Source organism: Clostridium sp. CF012, assembly GCF_018861755.1.
Classification (GTDB): domain Bacteria; phylum Bacillota; class Clostridia; order Clostridiales; family Clostridiaceae; genus Clostridium_AD.
This window is the reverse complement of sequence record NZ_JAHLEF010000011.1, coordinates 101,710-127,147: the sequence shown is the minus strand read 5'-3', so window position 1 is coordinate 127,147 and position 25,438 is coordinate 101,710. Positions and strand designations below refer to the sequence as shown.

Sequence of the window (25,438 nt, the reverse complement as noted above, 5' to 3'; positions counted from 1 at the left end):
GATATAGATATCAATGGGATTTAGAAAAGATGACTCCTGTTCAATACAGAAATCATCTCCTTAATTTAATATAAGTTTTTTTAAATTGTCCTTGACAAAGGGTACAGATTATAGCGAGTTTGAATTTTTTAGCATATGCAGATAAAATAAATTGTAGAGTTACTTGGCGATATGAAAGCATTCCAGCAATATATCCTTTTCGTTAAAGCATAATATAAGAAAAAACGCTTAGTCCGTAACCGTAGCCTTATTTAAGGATTTCTAAATAGCTTTTATATAATTCATTTGTTGATTTCTCCCAAGTGTAATTTTCAGTAACATAATCTTTAAGCACACTATTCTTACGTTTTTCAAACCCACTTTTTACTGCACTTAAGATGCTCTGATTATCATAGGGGTCACAATATAAAGCCATATCTTTAAAATATTCACTTGCACAGCCTTCTTGTGTTGAGACAATATTGCAGCCACTTGCTGCTGCCTCCAGTGACGATAAACCAGGCATCTCTACAAAACTTGGGTTCACATGTACTTTTGCAAATCTATAGGCATTGTATACATTATAGCTATCCATAAAGCCCATATATATTACGTTTTTAAAATTGGTGCATTTTTCAAGATACCTATTGTCATTTCCACTTCCTATTAAAACTAACTGCATTCCTAATTGATCACATACGCTACATAGTGAAAGTTGATTTTTACTTTCACAAATTCTTCCCACACATAAAACAAAATTATTTAAATTATATCTTTCTGTAAAATTATATAGGGGTATATCTTCATTTTCTACTTCTACACCGTTGTATATAACCCTATAATCCGTGTTAACATTAAATTCACTCCTCATAAGGGACTTTTCTAATTCGCTATTGCAAAATACAACTTTACTCTTTTTTAAAATCTCCCTTTTATAACTATTACATCTTTCATATAACTTAATACTTTCAATTTTGTTATTTATCATATTATATTTTTTCATATCCAAATGCATTGGAGATATAACAATGTTTCTTTTGTAAAAATTTGCGATTTTAAAATATCTATATGTTTCTCCTGTAGTAGCAATATTAAATAAATGTACTATATCATAATCAGAATAGTCATATATGCCACCATCATTTATATCTACGGTTACCCCTAATTTTAGTAGGTTTTCAGCTGTCTTAATAACCTGCATAGAATCTCCTGCAAAATTTTTATAATAATCTTGTCTAACACACAATAAAACTTTCATAGTACAAATCCCCCTATAGTTTGCTACTTGTACCATATAACTATGCTAGCTTATGATTATTTATAACATTTCATTAAACATAATATAATGTTAACTTATATTTTCTTATCATTTATTTATATTTACTATTAATTTATAATATAAAAGTTTTTAGGATTGTAATTTCCAAACATATTCCCCTAATTTATTAATATATCCAATTTTTTTACCCACTTCAACTCTTGCAATTCCGTAAGTAAATTCATAGGCTTCTTCAAAACTTGGCTCTATAACTATTTGACCTGAGCAATCTATATACCCCCACTTATCTCCTATTTGAGCAGCCATTAAACCTTCACTCATAATATCTATGTCATCAAAGATAGCAGGTATTATAATACTGCCAGTTTTATCAATGCAACCATATTTTTCATTTTCACAAATTGCAGCTAGGCCATTATAAAATCTATCTGCCCATTGAAACTCAGGTTTTATAATAATCTCTCCCAATGAATCTATAAAGCCATATTTCCCTCTGATTTCAACTGTTGCCAGCCCTTCATTGAACTCCCCGCAAACATTATATCGAAGTGGTATAATCACTTCACCACTATTGTTTATGTAGCCATATTTTCCCTTAGCACAAACAGATGCTATGCCATCATTAAAAGCATAAGCATAATCATAAATTGCATCTATTATAACTTTGCCCTCTTTATCTATATAAGCTATTTTTCCACCTATTTGAACCTCAGCCAGACCCTCACTAAAATCGTTAGCATCTAAAAAACTCAAAGGAACTACTTCCTTCCCATTGCTATCTATGTACCCCCACATATATCCACTTTTTACTGCAGCTCTTCCCTCCATAAAGAAATTAGCTTCTTCATATTTAGGCTCCACAATAAGTTTTCCGCTTAAATCAATATACCCCTTCTTGCCATGTAATTTTATTGCTGCAAAACCTTCACTAAACTGCTGAACCTCATCATACATAGGTTCTATTAAAAACTGTCCATCCTTATTAATAAAGCCATACTTTTCCTGTAGGCCAACTATTGCTAGGTCACCTTCAAACTCCTCAGAATAATCAAATTTCATTTCTATAACTACATTACCAGCTTTATCTATATACCCATATTTCTTTTTTATTTTCACAGGATATAAGTTTTTCTCATTATTCATAATTTTAACTTCCTTTCTTGTATATATATGGTATAGCATAAGCTACACATATTAATTTTAAATGTTTTATACAATAACTACATATAATAATATTATACACTGAAATGTTTTATATTTATTCTATAATTTCACTATTTTTTTACTATTTAAATTTAATTCTTAACTTTTACAATTAAAGGGTTACTATATTCGAGGGTATTTGTTAAAATTTATCAAAACATGATTATTTTTATTGTATTTTATCATATTTTATATTATATTGTTATAGTATGCATAAACATAGTAGCCATATGGTATAGAATGAATTTATCTTTTATAGAAAACCGCTGTGTTTTATAACTTATTTAATTGAATTTTATTAAATTAAATACTGTGTTTATGTTTATATATTCTAAATTCACTTCAAGAAACAATTCAATTAATAATTAAACACACACAAGGGGGACTAATTTATTATGAAAACTAAACCTGAAACAAAATCTAAGCATCTATCTTTAAAACTGAAAGTAGTAATATCTTCGCTTTTAGTACTTTTTACAACTTTACTTATCTTTTGTGCAATTATGGTGTCAATTGTAAAAACCAAGATGGAACTTCAAATGAAAACCGATGGAGACATAATAGTTAAACAAATCCAGCAAAGACTTATATCCAATCAAAATATTTCAAAAGAACTTGATACTCTACTAAGTGAAAAAATTATTACTTCATCGTACCTTATTGGTATTACACCTAATATCTCAAATGAGTCTCTTATTAAAATTTCTAAAAGATTAAATATTGACGAAATTAATATTGCAGATGATAAGGGCGTTATTATATTTTCTAATATGGCAGCTAATTTAAAATATAAATACCCAGAAGATAGTATAAATCAAAAAATATTAAAAGATAAAGCTCCTGAGGTGGTAGAAAGCATACGCCAAAGCGGAAATTCAAAAGATACTTTTTATAAATATGGTGCTGTTGCTTTGGAAAAAGGCGGATTTGTTCAAATTGGAATTAATGCCAATAAAGTTAATGCTATTCTTAATTCTGTAAGCCCTCAGGCTCTTATTGATGAAATAGGTAAGGATAAAAACATATCATATGCTTTAACTATAGGAACAGATCTAAAAGTACTTACACACACCGAAAAGGATAGAATAGGTAAAACATTAAATGATGAAGGAAGTATAGCTGCCGCTAAAGATGGCAAAGAATTCAGCTCAGATTTTATGTATAAAGACGTGGAGAGAGTTTATGAAGTATTAGTTCCTCTTTCTGAAAATGGAAAGCATGTAGGTGCTGTCGATGTAGCTCTTTCTATGAAAAATGTTAAATCTGCAATTGATTCTATTTTAACAACTTCTTTTTTAATAACCCTAATTTCTTTCTTATTAGGTTCATTAATACTAGTATTGTTAGTATCAAAATTTATTAATCCATTGAAAAATTTAGTAACTCTAGCAAACGGTGTTTCTAAAGGAGATCTAACAAAAGAAATTCAAATAAAATCTAAAGATGAAATAGGACTTTTAGGCATAAGCTTTAATGAAATGATCGTTAATCTTCGCGGCATGACTACGGAAATCAGTAATATTTCTGAACAATTATTATCATCTGCTGACCAACTTTTAAACTCTGGAGAACAAAGTGCTATGGTTTCAAATCAAATTGCTATGGCAGCCCAGGAATTGGCATCTGGTTCAGAAAAGCAATTTATAGCAACAGAAGATATTTCAAAGAATACAAAAGAAATTGTAAGTAATATGGATACTATTAAAGAAGAAATAACCAATGTTGTCCACACTGCAGATGAAACAAGCTCTCTAGCTACTGATGGACGAACAAAAATGAATGATCTGGTAAATCAAATAAAAGTTATAAAAAGCAAAGTAGATTACTCTGCTTCAACCATACAAACCCTTCAAAAAACTTCAGATGAAATTGGAAATATTGTTGAATTTATAGACACTATTGCTTCTCAAACGAATTTACTAGCACTAAATGCTTCAATTGAGGCCGCAAGAGCAGGCGAGGCCGGTAGAGGGTTCTCTGTGGTTGCTGAAGAGGTAAGAAAACTAGCTGAGGAAACCATGGAATCCTCTAATAGCATAAAAAAACTTATACAAAATACTCAACAATATGCTAAAACAGCGCTATCTTCAATTGAAGAAGGAAGTGCAGAAACCCAAAAGGGTACAATTAATGTGCAAAATGTTGACAATGCACTTACTGAAATTCTTGGAGCATTTGATCTTACTAAAAACAAGTTAAATCTGGTAACAAAAAATATATTACACTCAAATGAAATTATTGAAAATCTAGCAATTAATTCTGATAACATAACAAGGGTTTCCGAGGAAAGCTCTGCTGCTACAGAGGAGGTTGCTGCATCTATCCAGGAGCAGTCCAGCACTATTGATGAGATGTCCTCCTCAATTAAGCAGTTAAGAGAAATGGCTAAGGACCTTCAAAATAGCATTAAGATTTTTAAAATATAATTCCTTGGATCTTTAGAATCTAATAAAAAATCAATTTTCATTAAAAAGCTCCCTTTAAAATAGAGCATTTGCAGATAAGTCATCTGTAACCTCTACTTTGAAGGGAGTCTTATTTATATCTATAAAATAATGCACACAGGACAATGATCTGATCCTACAACCTCATTTAAAATATCAGCTTCCTTTATTGTACTCAATAAATCCTCAGTAACAAAGAAATAGTCAATTCTCCAGCCTACATTTTTTTCTCTAGCCTTAAATCTATAACTCCACCAAGAATATTTTATTTCTTCCTCGTGAAGATATCTAAAAGTATCAACATAACCATAGGAGATAAATTTGTCCATCCAAGCTCTCTCTATAGGCAAGAATCCTGAATACTTTTCGTTTGCCTTTGGATTTTTCAAATCAATTGCATTATGAGCTGTATTATAATCTCCACAAATAATTAATTTTTCCCCTTTTTCCCTAAGTTTTTCACAATAGTCTAATAATGCATCGTAAAATTCCATTTTATAATTTAATCTGATATCATCCTTTTGACCATTGGGAAAATATATGTTTAAAAGAGTAAAATCTTCAAACTCAGTTATTACTATTCTACCTTCACTATCGAATCTTTCTATTCCAATACCATAAGAAACAGATATTGGCTTTTGTTTAGTGTATGTAGCTACACCACTGTAGCCCTTCTTTTCTGCACAAGAAAAATACGAGTAATATCCTTGTATATTTTTAAGCTCCTCACTTATTTGATTTTCTTGAATTTTTGTCTCTTGAATACATAAAACCTCTGGTTGTTCTTTTGAAACCCATTCAATAAAGCCTTTATCTTTTATAGCTCTTATGCCATTTACATTCCAGGAATAAATTTTCATAAAAATAACCTCCTTCAACTTTTTTTACAAATCACCACACCGATATATTTTCTATTTAATATTTAAATCATTTATATAAATCTCCTAATATTAATATATCATACTATTGGATATTATAATATTACCTATTGTAATTATTTCTTAAGAATAAGTATTGAGACCAAATGATAAGAGCACCTAGTTCATAATAAACTAGGTGCTCCCTAAAATAAGACTATACTATATCTTGAATTTGCTGATACTTTCTCTTAAATCATCTGCAAGTGCATTTAAATTTTCTGCAGCACTCACTATTTCTTGAAGTCCTGCAGCTTGTTCTTCTGTAGAGGCACTTACCTCTTCTGAAGTTGCTGCCGTCTCTTGTGACACAGCCGAAGCATTTTCGATTTTTTCACTTACAATGTCTTTATAATTATTTATTTCTTTTAGTGAATTATCTACACTGCTCATATCCTTTTGAAGTAATTCCATTGCTCCTTCAATCTTCTTAAAGGTTTCATTAGTAGTTTGGACACTCTTATCAGTTTTAGTACTTAGCTCTTTGGAATGCGTTATTTGTTCCAATACTCCATTTACACTTGTTCTTATTACACTTATTACCTTATCAATTTCAGAAGCTGAAACCGAAGATTGTTCTGCAAGCTTTCTAACCTCATCCGCAACAACTGCAAAGCCTCTCCCTGCTTCTCCAGCCCTTGCTGCCTCTATACTAGCATTTAAGGCTAATAGGTTTGTTTGCTCCGTTATCGCTTTTATAGTATCAGTTATAGCACTAATCTTATTAGAATTTTCCGCTAAAATTTCTACCTTTTTAGCAACTTCATCATTCGCATTAGTGTTTTCTTCAAATACACTTCTTAAATTTTCAACAGCTATAATGCCTTCTTCTGTTGATTGTTTAACCTCTAAAGATGCTTTAATCATGTTTTTAGCATTAATGGTAGTTTTATTTACTTCTTCTCCTAAAGTTGTGGAATAATTAACACTTTCTTCTAGAATTTGAGACTGTTCATTTGCCCCTTGTGCAATTTGTTGAACCGCTCTTGCAACCTCATCCCCCACAGCATTTGACTCTTGCGTAGTAGCCGCTAAAGACTCTGCTGAATCTTTAACTTTATTTGAACTCTCTACTACATTCCCTAAAACTATGACCATATCCTCTATCATATCATTTACTGACTCAATAATTTGTTGTACTTCTAAGCTAGCATATTTATTTTTAGCCACCCTTTGAGTAAAATCACCCTCCTTAATCTTGGCCAAAACACTACTTAATTTTTCCATGGGCTTCGTTATTTTACCAGAAAATACTGTTCCGATTACTATTACAAATATAAGTGATAATACTAAAACTATAATAGGGATAGTTAATCCTTCTATTATTTTTGATGTTTGTTCTGCTATTGGAATAAATCCTACTGTAGTTAAATTAGTTTTTGCATCTAAAGCCTTATAAATTAAATATTTTTCTCCATTTACATTCAATGTAAGTTTATTTTCCTTAGAGTCCATAATGGTTTTTATCCAAGGTTCTTGTTTTGGGTTTTTCCCTAATAAGGCTTTATCTTTATGTGCTGTTATTGTTCCTGTCCTATCTAATACTGCTGAATAGCCATTTTCACCTAATTTAATATTCTGAACCATAGTAGATATTAATTCTAAGTCTATATCTAATCCAATTACGCCTACTAGCTTACCTTGGACATCTTTAACTGTCTTTGCGAAAGTCACTACATGTTTTTTAGTATCAGTATCCACATATGGGTTAGTAGCAATAACCTTACCATCATTGCTAATTGCATCCTTATACCAACTTGTTGAAGTTGGATCAAAAGTTGCAGGTAAGTCAACCTTAGGTTCAAGGTACATCTTCTTATCTACAGCTCCAAGATATACGTGTAACATATCAGTATGGGTCTTTGCAAAGCCCTCAAAGCTTTTCATTAACCACTGTTCAGAATCTGGGTTTGCCTTAAGCATTATTGCATTTGGATCATTGGATAACATATCTGTAGATTCATAGTTTGCTTTATATAACGAACCTATGGCCTCATTAACTCTTGATGTACTTTGACTTGCTATGCTATCAAATTCACCCTTTAAATTTTTTGATAAACTATAATATGTTCCCATGGAAATTGATAATATAGGTAAAAATGATGCCAAAATAAGCAATGAGATTAACTGGAAACTCAATTTTTTGCCTTTCTCTTTTTTTGAATCACCTTTGTCGAATAAATTTTTTTTCACAAAATAACCCCCCACTTCATTTTTATATTATTATATATTTCGATATTTTTTTCTTATTCTTTAGAGATCATTTTTATGTTTTTATATTTTTATATTGTTTTTCACACTTATATTCATAAAAAATGCAAAAAAACTTTTAAATGCATTCTCAAAAGACTATCCATTGCTTATAAATCTCATGATTTCCTGTCAATAAAAAAATAGAAGCATAATCATATGCTTCTTAAAGGTAACTCCTCTTTATATGCTATTCCAACTAAAAACTCATGAATTTAGCTTCTTTTTATATATTTATATATATATCTACTTATTAAAAGTATAATCGATAAAACAACCAAATAAGGTATCATTATAGATAATGTTACAACAAATCCTTTACTAAAATCAACTAGTGATTTAACTGAGGAAACAAACCCATTTGCAATTTTATCTACAAAAGAAGCAGGATTTTCTTTGATTTTATAGACTTCAACTACTTCTATATTTAGTGTGCAAAAATCTATTAAGTTATCCCATTTTTTAAGGTTTCCTGTTAAACCTTCAATTTCATATCTAATTGTACTTAATTCCTTTTCTAATACTATTATATCTTTGAGTTCACCAGTTTTCTTTAAAAGTTCTAGTAGTCTTTCCTCTTGAATGGTTAGTGATTTTAAATGTGCCTGCGTATCAAAATATGCAGAGGTTACATCCTCCGTTGAAATCTGTTGATTTGTAATGCTTCCTAAGTTCCCAATGTCTAATATAAAACTATCAAATTTAGTTTTAGGAACCCTTAATATAAAGACTCCTTTTCTACTTTGCTGCGATAACTTTGCTTCAATACTTGCGCCTGATACATTAGAACTTTGCACATAGGCACCCATACTATTAGTTTTAGTTAAAATTAGCTTTACTGTATCATCAAAGCTAAGTGTTTCCATCTGTATTTTCCCATTCCTTATTATCTTACCCTGACCCTCTAAAGAAGCGTTCAAAGGAGCCTTTGTATTAGTCAAAGATTTAGTAGTTTCATTTGAAGTACCAGTAGTGCTATCACCAAAGCCACTATCACCCTTTGAATTTTCCATACTGGTTTTGATTTCAGGGCTTGTAATTGATTTTTTAGCCCCACACCCCGAAGCTGCAAAACTAATTATTATCATTGACATTAGTATTACTGCTATACTTTTAAATTTTTTCCTCATAAAATCCCCCCTTTTAAATTATGATAGTGTTAACACTATCTATCATACTATATATTGATATATACGTAAATTTTTTATAAAAATCCTTGATTTTAGAAAATTTATATAACAGTTTATTAAAAAAATTGTTTTTGATAATAATAAAGAGCCCATAGAGCAGTAACCCACTCTTAGAACTCTTTATTTTTTACCCTAATCTTTTTTTTCCATGTGATCAAAAACTACTTTTGCGCTTTCTTCATGGCCATGCTTAATATTTTTTTTCTTGAAATTATTATCTTCCTTTTTATTATTCTTAGTTGTTTTCATTTTATTATCCATATATCCTTCTCCTATCTTCGTTATTTTATTTAATAAACAGTCGCTTTTTATGTTTATTTTTATTTGAACAACTATATACTATTTTCATCTATTTCTTCGAAAATATACATAATTTCTATCACCCTTCTGCTTAAATGTGAATATTATTATAGTGGATGGGGGATTTACGGATAAATTTCAGGGAAAAACATGTTGGAAGCAAAGAAGATAAAATCATCTATTAATATCATCATACATTAGCTTTCTTTTCCTTAGTTACAATTTCCTTAAATAAATTGCCGACTTTTAAATATTTACAAGGATACTACCTTATAATTCCATCATAAATAAAGAAAGCACTATGCTGTATAATCACAGTATAGTGCTTTATAAATTTTATATATTATATAAGACTACATTTATGCTGATAACTTCTCTTTACTACTCTCCGCAATATTTTTCTTTAACATAACATCAGGTTCAGATGGTAATTTAAAGAATGGTATAAATCTGTCTAACCCTGTTAATGTAAGTATTAATAATGATCCTACTGCTACCATAGCCATAAAGTTATACTTTATTATATCCAGAGGTAAAAATTTGTGGAGTGGATAAACAGCTGTAGCTATGCCCACATAGAAGCCTATGTATACATGCCATGGAATAAGTTGTGATCCAAATACTCCCATTGCATCCCCGAAAGTAGCATTTCTTAGACGTAGTGTATACATGTCTTCTTCGCTACCCTCCACATTATCTTCAAGTAAATTTTTAATTATTGGTCCAACTGTTACTATTTGTGCCATTTCATCTGATAATGCAGCGTTTCCTAAAATTGACAACACCCCATTATAAAACATAAGTTGACGTACATTTCTGGAAATTTTAGAAACTAAATTTGACAATGGAGCAAAAGCCTCCATTTTACCCATGATACCCCCAAAAGCACCAACCCACATCATCATAACTATAACCCAAGAACCTGCACCTTCAAATCCTGTTTTCATTAAATCTAAAAAACCAGATACAGATTGTACTGTTCCTGCTGCGAGTCCCAAAACTAAACAAGATATTATTCCAAGTCCTAAACATGCAAGGGTTGGAAGTCCTTTAATTGCTACTGCAAGTACAATTAATAATGGAATTATCATGTACATTGGAACTCCAGTTTTAACTTGATTTAAAAGTTCAACTGCAGAAGGTCTAGCTTTTTCAAGTGATGTCCATACTTCTTTTGGAATTTGATTTATTGCATCCGCTGCACTACCAGATACTGTTGGAAGCCCCATTCCAACACTTACAACGAAGAAAATAATTGCAGTTATTGTTAAACATAAAAGAGACCATACTCCTTGATGCTTTATTCTATGAATAACTTCAACCCTTTGGATCCCCGAGCTTACTACGGTAGTGTCCGAAATAAGTCCTATATTGTCTCCAAAACAAGCTCCACCAGCAATTGCTGCTGTAGTAAGCGCAATGTTACCACCAAGTATGTGGTTTAACCATAGGAATATTGGAGCACACGCCGCAAATGTTCCCCATGAAGTACCAGTTGCAACTGAAAGCACTGCTGTTACTAGAAATCCTGTTAATGCCACTGTTCTAGCTGTTAATCCAAGATTTAATGACATATTAATTATTGCTGCTCCAACTCCTGTTGCCATAAAAGCCTCTGCCATTGCATAAGCAAACATTAATATAAAGAAAACCAATTGCATTTCTTTTACGTTGTCCACCGCTGCATCAACAATGTGATTAAATTTAAATTTACATGCCACTGCTGCAACTAAAGCTGCGTATATTGTTGCAATTGGTGCTGCAAGCAATGCATCCATTCCGGAAATCATGAGTCCTGCCATTACAAATACTGGCGATAATTTTAATAAGGCTATCATATATATGTCCCCCGTTCTAGTATTGATTTCGTTTACATAAAGTTGCGTTCTTTTTAAACTACCACAAACTTTCTTAAGTCAAATAATATTATAACCTATATTTTCTTATAATTCAATTAATTTTGACATTGTTTGATAATTTGTTAACTATATAAATTATCATATTTATATGTAGAAATCTTTGAAAACTAAAACAGTGAAAAAAGGATGTATGCCACCCTTCTATAATTAAATAAATTATTTTTTAAATATACCAAAAGGTTTCCCTACTGGTAAAAATATCTTGCCAAAATGAGCATTTAAAACCGCCGCTGCGGAACCATAAAATGAAAATAATGCAATTAACAATTCAGAATACGCTGCAAGGCCATGTGAAAATTCAGGCATAATTCCAAAAGTACTAAGTGATAACCCTATAAATAGAAAATCAATTAAAACAAAAATCGTAAATAGCACCTTGTGTGTTTCTGCAGCTCCTATAGTCATAAACAATGAAAATATCAAATAGCCTACATAAGCAAATCCTAATTGTTTTGGATCCGCAGTCGATGCTAGCACTTTACCAAATACACCAGCTTTAATTAGCCAAGAAGCTCCAACACCCATCCAAAAGAATGCAAATGCTCCAAAAGCTGTAGTTCCAAAAACATTGTTACGTTTTGAGTCATTTATACATGCAAATAGTTGAGCAAATCCCCCTAAGAATATGGCCCAGGGTAGTATGAAAGATGTGCCTTCCGTTAGTCCAAGTTTCTGTGAAGATGCCACTAGTGTGACCATGGCAAGTCCGAATAATCCTAATGCAGATGGGTCCGCATTTGTTATTCTTACATTTTGTGTTTCGTTTGTAATCATAATATAGCCTCCTTTTGTTTTCTTTAAAATAATAATTCCTATAAAAAAATAACAGAAAAGTTTCAGCTTGTCAATTGTTTTGTAGTTTTATGTAGAGATATGTAGCTTATTCTTTTTCTTCTTAAATCTCAGAGTACAAATTATAAATTAAATTCAACTCACTTATGGTATAATTCGCTTATAGAAATTCACTTGTGTAATTCGTTTAAACTCTATATAAAAGAATATAATCATATAATATACACAAATATATTGAAAATTAAGAGGTATAAAATGAAATTTACTAGACTCCGTAAAATCACTGGATATATGTATGAACTACACCGTAGAAACTTTAAGTCCTACTTTAAGCCTATGCTTATTCCATCCTATGAGCCTGTAGTAACAAATTCTGTCCATTGGGTAGGTCATGCTACTGTAGTTATTAATTTAAATGGATTGGTTATAGTAACTGACCCTGTGACTTCAATAAATCTTGGTCAAATGAGACGATTGATAAAACCCTCCTTAAACTTATCTTCAATTAAAATTGATTATATACTGCTATCCCATGGTCATATGGACCATATGAATTATACAACTCTAATGAAACTAAATAAAAGTGCAATAATTATTGCTCCTAAAAATTTAAATCTTCCACTAAAGATTTTAGGATTTAAAAATAGAATACTTCTAAACCCAAATGAAACCTATAGCGTGAATGACATAAAAATAAAGGCTTTAAGAGCAAATCATGATGGTAGAAGATATCCTTGGGGCACTGCAGCTGATAGCAATTCTTATATGATTGAAAGTAGTACAAAAAAGATTTTTTTTGCTGGCGATACAGCCTATACTGATATATATAGAAATCTAATGGCGGATGTTGCAATTATGCCTGTAGGCTGCTATAAACCTGACGAGTTTCAAGAAATGCACTGTTCTCCTGAGCAAAGCTTTAAAATGTTCAAAATGACAAAATCTAAATTCATGATTCCAATTCATTATAAAACCTATATTTTAGCTCAAGACGATGATGAGGTCACCTGTGATACACTAGAAAGAATAAATGATGGAAGCATAAAAATTATTGAAATCGGTCAAACTGTAAAAATATAAGATTAAAATAAATAGCTGTCATAGAACTTTTATATAGTTCTAGGACAGCTATTTTTAAAGAAACAAATCGCCATTTATTACCACAGTTATAGACTTATTGTGTAAGCATTTAAACAACCTTTTAACCATGCTATCTGTAAAATAAGCTTTTTTACCAGAAAGATACTTTACTTTACTTTACTACTTCTATATATATCTACGTTTGCAATTAGCGTTTCTAATTCACTTGCTTCTTTAAAAATCTCTATAATATTTAAATCTTCTGAGCTAAAGTACTGCAAATTCGGATTATAAGAGAATTTCTTCCCAAACTCCAATGTTTCAAAAGTTTTAGTAGAACAAGTTAAAAATTCTCTTATATTCTTAATTACGTAAAGCTTATCCTCACCAATCTTTATCTCCACAGAAGATTTTCTGTTATTGCTATTAGAATCATGAACATATTTTATATCTAGTTTTAAATTTAATTTTCCCCTTGGAGCACTGCTTAAATTTTTAGTTATTTGTTTAATTAAGTTATTTGTTTTATCCATTTTTTTCACTTTGATGATTTGTTCTTTTTCATAAAAATATTTTAGTAATGTTGCCACTACATGTTTACACATGCTTGTCTGACCATAATAACTATAATTTGCATTACATTCACAATGGTAAATTATAAAAGGAGCAATATTATTAAAACTTGTGTTCACTTTATAGTGGGTGAACTTTGAAGATTCTACCTCTGAATTTATTTTAGTTTCTGTGTAGTCTCCTTCTTCATTTATATCTATATCTATATACTTAACCTTATTATTTTTATAATACTCTCTTCCCCTTTTATAAGACCCTAAATCACTATTTTTTTGTATAATCTCTTCATTAATTTCATTCAAAAGTTTCACCACCTGATTTTTTTTATTTTCTTCTATCTTATAATTATTTACACGCGTTACCATTATATACTATACACATTATTATTTTCTACAATTACAATATTTTTTCAAATTAATAAGCTCAATATACACAACTAAAAAACACACCCAAAAAAATCAAATGGGTGTGCCTAAATATTGTTATATAATGTAAAGAGATAAAGTCATGTTTTTAATACTTTTGAACATTAATAGCTTGAGGTCCTTTAGGAGCATCTACTACATCAAATTGTACTTGTTCGCCCTCGTGTAAATCCTTTCTTGGTCCTTGTTCTTTTATTGCTAAATGGTGAACGAATACATCCTCGCCCTCTTGAGCAGATATGAATCCATATCCTCTTTCAACATCATACCACTTTACTATACCAGTTTGCATATAATTTCCTCCTTGTCATTCTCTGAAGTTTAAAGGATTAAAAGTTTAAATATAGTATTAGCTATAAAGCTCTAACTAATACTTTTAAATATGCATAAATTCTATTTATAAACAATATAATTATGAATAGTATTTTAAAGAAGGTACGTAAATGAAAAAAAATAACGCCTTGCTTGGTATTCTCTTAATTTTTCTAGGTTCAATACTTTTGGCTGATCAAATATATGACATTGACTTTGTTAGTTTTTCTAATTTTTGGCCACTGTTTATTCTAATTCCAGGTGTTTTGTTAGAAATAAGTTTTTTCTCTTTAAAAAAAGAACCTGCTATATTAGTTCTTGCTGGAATTCTAACCACTACAGGTTTACTATTTATTTTTGAAACTTCAACGAACTGGAAATACTCAACTGAAACCTGGCCCATTTATACTCTGGGACTCGCTATTGGTTTATTTCAATATTATTTATTTTCCAAGAAAAATAATACCTTACTACTCTTTATATCTTTGTTAGCTTTTATATCTGTATTTTCTTTTGCAGTAAACTTTCTAGGGAACATTTATCCTTGGCTTAAATACGGATTGCTGATTCCTTGCCTAATTATTGTGCTAGGCTTATATGTGTTTTTAAAAACCATATTAAAATGAAAAATTGATATATAAAAAGATAATCCCAGCAAAATTTTGCTGGGATTATCTATATTGAAATATTAACATTTAAATTATAGTTGGAAATACTTGGCTGGGGTGGAAGGATTCGAACCTGCGAATGCCAGAGTCAGAGTCTAGTGCCTTACCGCTTGGCTACACCCCAATGAAAAAAGAAATAAATGGTGACTCCTAGGGGAATTGAACCCCTGAATCCACCGTGAGAGGGTGGCGTCTTAACCTCTTGACCAAGGAGCCATAATTAACACTACGAGATATATTATATCCTTTTATGTATCATAAGTCAAATAGGCAAACTAAATAGATGATTAATTATTTATTACAAATTCAAATCTTATTTAGACACATAAAAAAAATAGGATATGCAACTTTGCTGCACAGCCTACCTAATTATAATTATAAATTTCTTTCGTATTGTTCTACCATTTTTTTAACCATTTCTCCACCAACTGAACCACATTGTCTTGACGTTAAGTCACCATTATAGTCAGTAAAGCTTACTCCTAACTGATTTGCAGTTTCCATTTTAAATTTATTTAATCCTGCTTTTGCTTCTGGTACTAAACTTCTGTATGCCATACTATGTGACCTCCTTTAAGTGTTTTTTTGTTGTACTAATAGAATGTACATTTTTAGTACATTTTATAACATTATTTTTATGGTATTTATGGTATAAAAAGTATTGTTATATACTTTTCAAAATATTGTTAATATCCTCACTAACTTTTACCCTATTCTCATATACCCATTGTTCATCAAAACTCAATTTGAATACTTTTGAAAAGGAATAATAAAGATTTATTTTTTGATAGTAAAGCTCTAGTTCATAAAGATCATCTAATTGACACTGTGGTTTTAAGATAATCTCTCTATTAGCTATAAATAATTCGTCTACATATCTTAAAAATGCATTCATCATCTTATCATTAGATACATCAAAAGGAATTTTTAGCAGTTTCCATTGAATTCTTTCCTCCAATTTATAACTCCTTAAATTATCTAAAACCACCAAATACTCACTTATATCCATTTTTCTATAAAAAGATATTTTTTCTTCTTTTGTAATCCATAGTGCTAATTTTTCTCTAAGGGAAAGTGAACTAATTTTTAAGATAGATTCACTGGGGCCTATTACTGCTTCTTCAATAGTTTTATCACTTGTATCTAAGCATTCACTTATAAAATCTTGAGTATTTCCATATGACGCTACATATCCAACCTCATAAATTCCTTTTCTACCTGCTCTTCCCGCTATTTGTTTCACTTCTTGAGATGTTAAATATCTTATCTCATTACCATCAAATTTTTTAATTTCCATAAATATTATTCTTTTTATTGGGAGATTTACCCCCATGCCTATGGCATCAGTGGATACTAAAATTGTGCTTTCCTTATTAATAAACTGATTGTACTGTTTTTTTCTCACCTCTGGTGGTAAATCTCCATAGATTAAACTTACTTTTATACCTAAGTTCGAATAATGATAAGCTAGTTCTAACACTTTCTTCTTTGAGAATGTAACTAGTGCGTCGCCTTCTTGAATACTCTTATATACAAAAGCACCATCTTCCATCACAAGAGGGATATCTCTTTTGTACTCAATAATCTCGTACTCTTCTCCGCAATCCTCAATTATTTCTATAAGCAATTTTTTTGCATTGGATGCGCCGCAAATATGTATTTCTTTGCTTTTTAATGCTAAAATAGCTCTTGTCCATGCGGCTCCCCTTTGGTCGTTATCTATCATTTGAATTTCGTCTATAATAGCAACTTCATACTCCTGACTTATATCTAATTTTTCTATAGTACAGCAAATATGAGCCGCATCTTCAATGTTTATTTCTTCTTCTCCAGTTGCAAGATTACATTTTACGCCCTCTTTATTTAATTTTTCAAAATTCTCAAGTGCTAATATTCTTAGTGGGGAAAGATAAATTCCTTTTGTTGACTCTTTAAGCCTCATCATTGCATTATAGGTTTTTCCAGTATTAGTTTCCCCTAAATGAAGATAAAACTTCCTCTTAAATTTTCTTGATTCTTCATATTCATTCTTAGGGTTAGAAGGAAACACGCGGTCAAACTCACTAGATATGATTTCAGGAATATGCTCAGTTATTAATACACTTATAATTCCTGATTTAAGGAAACTTGCGCCATTATTCTTTAATACAGTCTCAAAATTAAAATTTGAATTATTTTTCTTATTGTAGTCCTCAACAAGCTTTATTGATATATATTTCAATAATTCTGAGTAATTATCATAAACTCTCTTATAGTCTTTGAAATTCTCTTTTTTAAACTCCTTTAATTCCTTTAATTTCTTTCTTACTGCAGCTTCATGTTCCCATAATGAATTTGGCTTAGTATGCTTTGCTATTTCTTGAATCTGTGCAAACTGATTTTTTACTTTTTTAAAATTTCGTTCTAATACTTCCTTTTTCATTTTATTTCCTCCAATGTTTAGTCCTAATATTATATTTTCTCACAACTATTAATTTATAATACCATCTTAGACACATAAAAATTAAACACCCAACTTAATTAATTTTAAGCTAGGCATTTTTATTTAACATTTATATTATCTTCAAATTTTTTGATATATTCTTTAAGTTCATCTATTTGTTTTTGCAAATCATCGTTACTGCTATTTGAATTACTATTTCCATTTTCCGCCTGCGGTTGTATATTTTGGGCCTGAGCTGCAATTATAAATAGGGTCTGTCCCACACCATCTAAAAAATTTCCTACTACATTTTGTTGGTTAATATTATATTTAGATGCAATAATAATCCCTATTATTGTTGCTAAAGTAGCTAATTCATTAGGTGTGTAATCTTCTAACTTTTTCATGTATTGCCTCTTTTCCAAAATCATTATAATACATAATATTCTTTCTTAGAAAATGATGTGATTGATTTATATTTTTAAAAACATAGGTCATGAAAATATACGTACTCATATATTACTCATAAAGGGGTGTTATATATGGATATTAATAAAAATAAAAAATATGCAGATGCGGTATTTGAAGGTGGTGGAGTAAAAGGAATTGGTCTTGTAGGTGCCTTGAAAACATTTGAAAATAATGGATATGAATGGAAAAATATTTCAGGAACCTCTGCTGGATCTATTGTAGCTTCGCTACTTGCAGTGGGTTACTGCACTGAAGATATAAAAAAATTAATGCTACAACTAGACTATAAAAAAATAGCTGATAAAAATAATTTTAATATCCCAATATTGTCTAATACATTCAATCTACTTTTTAAAAAAGGGATTTATAAGGGCGATTATTTGAAAAACTGGCTTGATGAAATTCTTTCAAAAAAAATCAACCACGAAAATGGAAAAAAAGTAACCTTCGGTGATTTGATTATCCCAGAAGAAAAAGGCATCCTTTTAAATAATAACAAGTATAAAAGAAAATACAAACTCCATATAATAGCAACAGATATCAGCAATGGAAAAATGTTGATATTACCAGAGGATATTGCTGACTATGGTATAAACCCTGATGAACTCCAAGTGAGCTTGGCAGTAAGAATGAGCATATCTATTCCCTATTTTTTTCAACCTATAAACTTACATGATGTAAATTCTAATAAAAAGTTTCTAATTGTTGATGGCGGGGTTCTAAGCAATTACCCTGTTTGGATTTTTGATGTAAATGGAATTCCTCGCTGGCCAACCATCGGTTTTAAACTAGGCGGAAACAAAGATTTACGAGAACATAAAATAACAAATATCTTAAATTTCACCAGTTCAATTATTGAGACTATGCTAGAAGCACAGGATGATATTCATATAAGGGAGATGGATTATCTACGAACTGTAAAAATTAATACTCTCGATATTAAAACCACAGATTTTAATATTTCTAATAAAAAAATCATGGATTTATATGATTCTGGTGAATTTTGCGCAAAAGAATTTCTTAAAGATTGGGAGAACAATTTTAGAAAACATTCGCTCCTTAGAAGTAATTCTTACAAATAAGGATAATTATTAACAACACCTTAAATTTTATGATATTATATATTATAATGAAAAAATGAGGTGCTATAAATGAAAAAAATATTATTAACTGGTGCTAATGGTTTTTTTGCATCAAGGTTCTATACCTATTATAAAAATAAATACGAGATACTTCCATTAACCCATAGCAACTTAGATATAACAGATGAGCGTAAGTGCTTAGAAATAATTCAAAACTTTAAACCTGATTATGTACTTCATACTGCTGCAATTGCTGATACAGGTTTATGCGAAAAAAATCCAGATCTATCTTATAAAATAAATGTTAAAGGTTCAATTAACATTGCTAAAGCCTGTAGTTTAACAAAATCTAAATTAGTATATTTAAGTTCTGAACAGATTTTTAATGGAAACATCGAATCAGGTCCCTATAATGAAAATCACATTCCAACTCCCAATACAGTTTACGGAAAACATAAACTCCAAGCTGAAGATGAATTAAAAGGAATTATAGATGAACTATGGATATTAAGACTCACTTGGATGTTTGGATTTCCAGAAAAAAATTGCAGGGTAAGCTCTAATATTTTATGGAATGTTGTATCCTCTGTTTTAAAAGATAAGAGAATGAAATTGCCCGTAAATGAATTTAGAGGAATGACTTATGTTTATGATTTAATAGAAAACTTTCATAAAATTTTTGATATTCCCTATGGAACTTATCACACTGGAAGTGAAAATGATTTAAGCACTTATGATATAGCTTTGTTCATATTAAAAGGACTTGACTTAAATCATAAAGTAGATAACTATTTAGAAAAAGATACTGATAGGTATAAGGACCATCCAAGAGACCTTCGAATAAGTAATAATAACTTAAAAAAGTATGGTATTCATTTACCTGAAACTGTAGGTGGAATTAAAAATTGTCTTAGTGATTTTAACTACTAAAAAAAACACGTAACTGGTGGGGGACACCTGTTACGTGTTTTTTAGTTAAAGGTATCTATTTGCAAACCTTAAGGCTGTTACTACATCTCTTTTTTTATGCCACGACTCAAGGTATTCTCATAATCTATAAATTCATATACATCTTGCGCAAATAAATCGCTAAAGTCCTTCAACTCTTCTAGTGTTAAGTTTTCTATAGTCTTATGTTCTTTTTCACAATGTAGAACTATAGCACCAATAATTCCATGGGCGTCTCTAAAAGCTACTCCCTTATTTACAAGGTAATCTGCAGCCTCCGTAGCATTTAAAAAACCTGTTTTAACTGCATTATACATATTATCCTTTTTAATTGTAAGGCTACTTAGCATTCCGTTCATAATCTTTATGCATTTTAAAACTGTGTCAGCTCCATCAAAGAAGGGCTCCTTATCTTCTTGCATATCTTTATTGTAAGCCAGTGGGATGCCTTTCATAGTAGTAAGTAAGCTCATTAAATCTCCATACACTCTTCCAGTTTTTCCTCTTATTAGCTCTGCTGCATCTGGATTTCTTTTCTGTGGCATAATACTACTACCTGTAGAAAATTCATCGCTAATTTCAATAAAATTAAATTCTTTACTACTCCACAAAATTAATTCTTCGCTTAGTCTACTAAGATGCATCATTATTATAGAAAAGTTGGATAAAAGTTCTAATAAATAATCTCTATCACTTACTCCATCCATAAAATTATCTACAGGTTTTTTAAAACCAAGTTCACTCGTTGTATAAGCTCTATCCGTATCATAAGTGGTGCCTGCTAGAGCGCAGCATCCAAGAGGATTTTCATCCATAATATCAATGGCGTTTATAAGCCTTTTCACGTCACGACTCAGCATATTATAGTATGCCATAATATGTTGTTTAAATGTCACCGGTTGGGCTCTTTGTAGATGTGTATATCCTGGCATTATAACAGGATTTTCATTTCCTATTTTTTCTATAGTAGACAAAATGCTATTTAAATTTTCAATAACCTCTTTTGCCTTATATTTTGAATATAATCTCATATCTACTGCAACCTGGTCATTTCTACTTCTTGCTGTATGAAGCTTTTTACCTACGTCCCCTATTAATTTTGTAAGTTGTATTTCCATAAAACTGTGAATATCTTCATAATCACCTTCAATTTTTAATTTACCTGCTTCAATATCTGAGAGAATTGAGTTTAGACCCTCAACTATAGTTATGCTTTCTTCATGTGTTAAAATACTACATTCAGCAAGCATTTTAACATGAGCAATACTACCCATTATATCTTCATAATACAATTCTTTATCAAAGCTTAGAGAACTATTAAAGTCCTCCATAAGCCTGCTTTCTTTTTCAATAAATCTTCCACCCCAAAGTTTCATATATATCACCTGCTAACCTTCTATAAATTTTGTAATTTTCCTTAATAATTATTTAAATGTTTATACGCTTTGATTTTGCTTGGCAATGAAAATAAGTTTATAAAGCCTTCTGCATCTTTATGATCATATAGTGTGCTTGAACCAAAGGAAGATATACTTTCATCATAAAGGGCATTTGGTGATTCTTTACTTGCTACCATGATATTTCCTTTGTAAAGTTTTAATTTAACACTACCTGTTACAGTTTCTTGAGTCTTATCTATAAATGCATCAAGTGCTTCTCTCATAGTGGTAAACCAAAGTCCATCATAAACGAGCTCTCCATATTTCTGTGCTACTATATATTTAAAGTGTAGTGTATCTTTATCTATGGTTATTTCTTCTAATTCTTTATGAGCTGCATAAAGAACAGTTCCACCAGGAGTTTCATATATTCCTCTTGATTTCATTCCCACAAGTCTATTTTCTACTAAATCTACGATACCTATTCCATTTTCTCCACCAATTTTATTTAATACTGTTACTATATCTATTGGCTCTAATTCAATACCATCTATTTTTTTCGCAATTCCCTTTTCAAAATATACTTCTACAAATGTAGCCTCATCTGGAGCTTGTTCTGGAGGTGTAACCATAAGATACATATCTCTTTTATGATCATTTTTAAAATCTTCAATATCTCCACCTTCATGACTTGCATGCCATAAATTCTGATCCACCGAATATATTTTCTCTTTAGTTACCGCTGTTTCTATACCTCGAGCATTCGCATAATCTATAGCATCTTCTCTTGATTTTATATCCCAAATTCTCCAAGGAGCAATAATCTTTATTGAAGGATCTATAGCTGCTATGCCCACTTCAAATCTAACTTGATCATTTCCCTTACCGGTACATCCGTGGCATATATATTTTGCGCCTTCTTTATGAGCGATTTCTACAAGTTTTTTAGCTATCAATGGTCTTGCAAAAGCTGTACCTAATAAATACTTTCCTTCATATGTAGCATTTGCTTTAACTCCTTTAAATACGTAATCTTTTATGAACTGCGCTGTTACATTCTCAATATAAATTTTTTCTGCTCCTGAGCTTAAAGCCTTTTTCTCAATTGCCTTCATATCATCTTCTTGACCAACATTAATGCAAGCTGCAATAACATCCATATCGTAGTTTTCTTTAAGCCAAGCTATTATTATAGATGTATCCAGTCCTCCTGAATACGCTAAAACCACTTTTTCTTTAATTATTTTTTCCATTTTTATTTCCCCTTTCGATTATGTATTAATTTTATCTAAAGTATTTTATTTAAGAACTCTTTTGTTCGCTGCTTTTTAGGAGCAGTAAAAAATTGTTCTGGTGTTCCCTCTTCTACTATTTTTCCTCCATCCATGAAAATGACTCTGTCTGCTACTTCCTTTGCAAATCCCATTTCATGGGTTACAACCACCATAGTCATTCCCTCTTTCGCAAGATCCTTCATTACTCCTAAAACCTCTCCAACGAGCTCTGGGTCTAGGGATGAAGTAGGTTCATCAAATAGCATTATGTCAGGGTTCATAGCTAAGGCTCTTGCTATAGCTACTCTTTGCTTTTGTCCTCCTGATAATTTTGATGGATAATTCTCTAATTTTTCACTAAGACCCACCTTTTCAATAATTCCAGTGGCTCTTTTTAGTACTTCTTCGCGAGCTTCACGCTTAACAGTAATTGGAGCCTCAATTACGTTTTGGAGTACGGTCATATGATGAAACAGATTAAAGTTTTGGAATACCATCCCTACTTTTTCAATAGTATTTCTCATATGTTTTTTATTTTTTACATCCAACTTTTCGCCTTCAATAAAAACCTCTCCCCCATCAGGCTCTTCAAGATGATTTAAACATCTTAAAAACGTACTTTTCCCCGAACCAGAAGGTCCTATTATAACTAGTACTTCTCCTTTTTTAACCTGCACATTTAAACCTTCAAACACTGTTAAATTTCCGAATTTTTTAGTTAAATTTTTAGTCTCTATCATATACAATCCATATCACCTCTATTAATATACTGACAGTCTTTTTTCATAGTATGAAAATGCTGTAGTAAAAATTGTTGTCATAAAAAGATATAAACATCCTGCTATAAAGAAAGCTTCTAGTGGTCTAAAGCTTGAGGCATATAAAAGTTGCGCTGACCTCATAACCTCCACCATAGTTATTGTAGCCACTAGTGAGGTATCCTTAAGCATTGTTATAAACTCATTACCTACAGATGGAATTATTATTTTAAAGGTTTGAGGTAATACTACTCTTTTCATAGTATCAAAGTAAGTGAACCCGAGAGACTTGCAAGCCTCAAACTGCCCTTTATCTACTGAAAGTATTCCACCTCTTATTATTTCTGCCATGTAAGCCCCTGAATTTAAACTAAGTCCTATTATTGCTGCTTGAAAGGCTGTAAACTTAATACCTACAAAGGGCAATCCAAAATAGAAAAACCATAATTGAAGCAGCATAGGCGTTCCTCTAAAGAGCCAGGTATAAAACCCTGCTAAAGTACCCATTAACTTATTTTTAGAAAGCTTTAACATGGCTGTAACCATGCCTATTAGACTTCCAAATACTACTGATATAAGAGTGAGTTCCAATGTTATTAAACTTCCTTTTAATAGCACGGGAAACATATCCTTTAAAATATTTATATCCATTGTTGTCCTCCTAGTTATTTCTTATATGCGTCAAATCCAAACCATTTTTGTGAAAGCTTCGATAGCGTTCCATCTGATTTAAGTTCATTAAGGGCCTTTTGCACAGCTACTTTTAATTCCTTATCTTCCTTATTAAATCCAATTCCTATAGGCTCTTCGCTGATTCTGTCCTTTAAAACCACAAATTCGCCTGGTTTTTTTGATACATAATATCCACCAACTTGAGCATCCATAACTACTGCATCTACTCTTTTAGATGATAACTCTTGAAAGGCTTCTGTAATTTTGTCATACTTTTTAATTTCTTTTAATCCCTTTATTGCGGTAGCTGCAGCATCTCCTGTAGACCCTAGCTGACAAGCTACTATTTTACCCTTTAAGTCTTCCAAATTTTTTATTGATGTATTCCCTTGTTTTATAGCAATAACTTGACCCCCCATTAAATAACTGTCTGAGAAATCTATACTTTCTTTTCTCTTATCCGTAATACTGAGAGCTGCAAGTATAATATTAAACCTTGATGAGTTAAGAGCTAAAAGTATTCCATTAAAATCTGTAGTAGTATACTCTATTTTTACTCCTAATTTTTTCCCTATTTCATTTGCCAAATCTACATCAAACCCTACTAAGTTGTTTTTGGAATCTCTAAATTCCATTGGCGGATACGAATCATCTGTTCCTATAGTTAGGATACCTGCCTTTTGAACTGCTTGTAGTGAATTAAGTTTTTCCTGTTTTTGACCGCATCCTACAAGTAATGAACCTGCCATAGTAACTGTTAATACAATTGACATGAATTTTTTCATTTGTACCACTCCCCCATTAATAATATAATTAATATGTGAATATTTATGCATGTATATGTATAATGAATATATTACACATTTTCTCTCTTTTACTTATTTTTTTACTTTTACCATTGATTTAACTCGCTTGTTTTTATTTATTATATACCGATTCATATAATAATGCAATACTTTTTCTTAATATATATTCATATTTATATAATAATTATGCAATAAAAACAATAAAAACTCACTAAGATAATTGATTTTACTGACTTTTAGTTATTATAAAAAGTTAAAGGTAATATAAAAATTTGAACAGCAAGTCGCTAAATTA

The 25,438-nt window shown here is 30.7% G+C and carries 24 protein-coding genes and 2 tRNA genes; 6 read left to right on the top strand and 20 right to left on the bottom strand.

Translation table 11 applies throughout. From position 1 onward, the window contains the following. On the top strand, window positions 1-74 hold a 74-nt coding region (locus KPL50_RS27920; protein WP_375372918.1), incomplete at its 5' end, for an IS3 family transposase. Window positions 75-247: 173 nt separating this feature from the next. Here the strand turns inward: KPL50_RS27920 and KPL50_RS12430 are convergent. Further along, window positions 248-1,237 (bottom strand): glycosyltransferase family 4 protein, encoded by a 990-nt coding sequence (locus KPL50_RS12430; RefSeq protein WP_216298800.1) that lies wholly within the window; start codon window positions 1,235-1,237, stop codon window positions 248-250. A 150-nt stretch (window positions 1,238-1,387) separates the two neighbouring features. Next, window positions 1,388-2,401, bottom strand: coding sequence for a WG repeat-containing protein (locus KPL50_RS12425; RefSeq protein WP_216298797.1), 1,014 nt, complete (start codon window positions 2,399-2,401; stop codon window positions 1,388-1,390). A 455-nt stretch (window positions 2,402-2,856) separates the two neighbouring features. On the opposite strand from KPL50_RS12425, the gene KPL50_RS12420 reads away from it, so the two are divergent. Then, window positions 2,857-4,887, top strand: a complete 2,031-nt coding sequence (locus KPL50_RS12420) for a methyl-accepting chemotaxis protein (protein WP_216298796.1) — start codon at window positions 2,857-2,859, stop codon at window positions 4,885-4,887. A gap of 119 nt (window positions 4,888-5,006) precedes the next feature. Here the strand turns inward: KPL50_RS12420 and KPL50_RS12415 are convergent, their stop codons facing one another. The 6 genes from KPL50_RS12415 to KPL50_RS12395 all read right to left on the bottom strand — a co-directional run bounded on the left by KPL50_RS12415 (window position 5,007) and on the right by KPL50_RS12395 (window position 12,255). Beyond that, window positions 5,007-5,765, bottom strand: coding sequence for an exodeoxyribonuclease III (locus KPL50_RS12415; RefSeq protein WP_216298795.1), 759 nt, complete (start codon window positions 5,763-5,765; stop codon window positions 5,007-5,009). A gap of 219 nt (window positions 5,766-5,984) precedes the next feature. Beyond that, window positions 5,985-8,015: a methyl-accepting chemotaxis protein gene (locus tag KPL50_RS12410; protein WP_216298794.1), complete on the bottom strand. Its 2,031-nt coding sequence runs from the start codon at window positions 8,013-8,015 to the stop codon at window positions 5,985-5,987. A gap of 272 nt (window positions 8,016-8,287) precedes the next feature. After that, window positions 8,288-9,202 (bottom strand): DUF4349 domain-containing protein, encoded by a 915-nt coding sequence (locus KPL50_RS12405; RefSeq protein ID WP_216298793.1) that lies wholly within the window; start codon window positions 9,200-9,202, stop codon window positions 8,288-8,290. 192 nt (window positions 9,203-9,394) lie between these two features. Next, window positions 9,395-9,523: a CPC_1213 family protein gene (locus KPL50_RS27045; RefSeq protein WP_253200593.1), complete on the bottom strand. Its 129-nt coding sequence runs from the start codon at window positions 9,521-9,523 to the stop codon at window positions 9,395-9,397. Window positions 9,524-9,921: 398 nt separating this feature from the next. Continuing rightward, window positions 9,922-11,400, bottom strand: coding sequence for a Na+/H+ antiporter NhaC family protein (locus KPL50_RS12400; protein WP_216298792.1), 1,479 nt, complete (start codon window positions 11,398-11,400; stop codon window positions 9,922-9,924). A gap of 237 nt (window positions 11,401-11,637) precedes the next feature. After that, the gene (locus KPL50_RS12395; RefSeq protein ID WP_216298791.1) at window positions 11,638-12,255 is read right to left on the bottom strand and encodes an acetate uptake transporter; all 618 of its coding nucleotides are present in this window, start codon (window positions 12,253-12,255) and stop codon (window positions 11,638-11,640) included. 273 nt (window positions 12,256-12,528) lie between these two features. Here KPL50_RS12395 and KPL50_RS12390 point away from each other — a divergent pair, with 273 nt between their 5' ends. Then, window positions 12,529-13,353 carry an MBL fold metallo-hydrolase gene (locus tag KPL50_RS12390; protein ID WP_216298790.1) on the top strand — a complete coding sequence of 275 codons (825 nt, stop codon included), beginning with the start codon at window positions 12,529-12,531 and terminating at the stop codon, window positions 13,351-13,353. Window positions 13,354-13,520: 167 nt separating this feature from the next. Here the strand turns inward: KPL50_RS12390 and KPL50_RS12385 are convergent, their stop codons facing one another. Both KPL50_RS12385 and KPL50_RS12380 read right to left on the bottom strand, forming a co-directional pair. After that, window positions 13,521-14,228 carry an SWIM zinc finger domain-containing protein gene (locus KPL50_RS12385; protein ID WP_216298789.1) on the bottom strand — a complete coding sequence of 236 codons (708 nt, stop codon included), beginning with the start codon at window positions 14,226-14,228 and terminating at the stop codon, window positions 13,521-13,523. Between the two features lie 211 nt (window positions 14,229-14,439). Next, window positions 14,440-14,643 (bottom strand): cold-shock protein, encoded by a 204-nt coding sequence (locus KPL50_RS12380; protein ID WP_216298787.1) that lies wholly within the window; start codon window positions 14,641-14,643, stop codon window positions 14,440-14,442. 151 nt (window positions 14,644-14,794) lie between these two features. Between KPL50_RS12380 and KPL50_RS12375 the strand changes: the two genes are divergently transcribed. After that, on the top strand, window positions 14,795-15,289 hold the full coding sequence (locus tag KPL50_RS12375; RefSeq protein ID WP_216298785.1) for a LiaI-LiaF-like domain-containing protein: 495 nt from the start codon (window positions 14,795-14,797) through the stop codon (window positions 15,287-15,289). 91 nt (window positions 15,290-15,380) lie between these two features. Here KPL50_RS12375 and KPL50_RS12370 read toward each other — a convergent pair. The 5 genes from KPL50_RS12370 to KPL50_RS12350 form a co-directional block, all read right to left on the bottom strand. Further along, window positions 15,381-15,455 (bottom strand) — tRNA-Gln (locus KPL50_RS12370). A 17-nt stretch (window positions 15,456-15,472) separates the two neighbouring features. Further along, a tRNA-Glu gene (locus KPL50_RS12365) sits at window positions 15,473-15,547 on the bottom strand. A 159-nt stretch (window positions 15,548-15,706) separates the two neighbouring features. Next, window positions 15,707-15,889 carry an alpha/beta-type small acid-soluble spore protein gene (locus tag KPL50_RS12360; RefSeq protein ID WP_216298783.1) on the bottom strand — a complete coding sequence of 61 codons (183 nt, stop codon included), beginning with the start codon at window positions 15,887-15,889 and terminating at the stop codon, window positions 15,707-15,709. Between the two features lie 106 nt (window positions 15,890-15,995). Further along, window positions 15,996-17,753, bottom strand: coding sequence for a helicase-related protein (locus KPL50_RS12355; protein ID WP_216298782.1), 1,758 nt, complete (start codon window positions 17,751-17,753; stop codon window positions 15,996-15,998). Between the two features lie 119 nt (window positions 17,754-17,872). Then, window positions 17,873-18,160, bottom strand: coding sequence for a hypothetical protein (locus tag KPL50_RS12350; protein ID WP_216298780.1), 288 nt, complete (start codon window positions 18,158-18,160; stop codon window positions 17,873-17,875). Between the two features lie 135 nt (window positions 18,161-18,295). On the opposite strand from KPL50_RS12350, the gene KPL50_RS12345 reads away from it, so the two are divergent. Together KPL50_RS12345 and KPL50_RS12340 are read left to right on the top strand one after the other, a co-directional pair. Next, complete coding sequence (locus KPL50_RS12345; protein WP_216298778.1) at window positions 18,296-19,306, top strand: patatin-like phospholipase family protein; 1,011 nt, start codon at window positions 18,296-18,298, stop codon at window positions 19,304-19,306. Window positions 19,307-19,375: 69 nt separating this feature from the next. Beyond that, window positions 19,376-20,236, top strand: a complete 861-nt coding sequence (locus KPL50_RS12340; protein ID WP_216298776.1) for a sugar nucleotide-binding protein — start codon at window positions 19,376-19,378, stop codon at window positions 20,234-20,236. 80 nt (window positions 20,237-20,316) lie between these two features. Here the strand turns inward: KPL50_RS12340 and argH are convergent, their stop codons facing one another. From argH to KPL50_RS12315, 5 genes are read right to left on the bottom strand one after another with little or no spacing between them, the layout of a single operon-like run. Further along, complete coding sequence (gene argH / locus KPL50_RS12335) at window positions 20,317-21,630, bottom strand: argininosuccinate lyase (RefSeq protein ID WP_216298774.1); 1,314 nt, start codon at window positions 21,628-21,630, stop codon at window positions 20,317-20,319. A gap of 41 nt (window positions 21,631-21,671) precedes the next feature. Next, window positions 21,672-22,874 carry an argininosuccinate synthase gene (locus tag KPL50_RS12330; RefSeq protein WP_216298811.1) on the bottom strand — a complete coding sequence of 401 codons (1,203 nt, stop codon included), beginning with the start codon at window positions 22,872-22,874 and terminating at the stop codon, window positions 21,672-21,674. Window positions 22,875-22,921: 47 nt separating this feature from the next. Beyond that, on the bottom strand, window positions 22,922-23,653 hold the full coding sequence (locus KPL50_RS12325) for an amino acid ABC transporter ATP-binding protein (protein ID WP_290443233.1): 732 nt from the start codon (window positions 23,651-23,653) through the stop codon (window positions 22,922-22,924). Between the two features lie 15 nt (window positions 23,654-23,668). Next, window positions 23,669-24,316 (bottom strand): amino acid ABC transporter permease, encoded by a 648-nt coding sequence (locus KPL50_RS12320; RefSeq protein WP_216298770.1) that lies wholly within the window; start codon window positions 24,314-24,316, stop codon window positions 23,669-23,671. Between the two features lie 14 nt (window positions 24,317-24,330). Then, a complete protein-coding gene (locus tag KPL50_RS12315) occupies window positions 24,331-25,122 on the bottom strand; it encodes an ABC transporter substrate-binding protein (protein WP_216298768.1) in 792 nt (263 codons plus the stop codon). Between the last annotated feature and the right edge of the window lie 316 nt (window positions 25,123-25,438).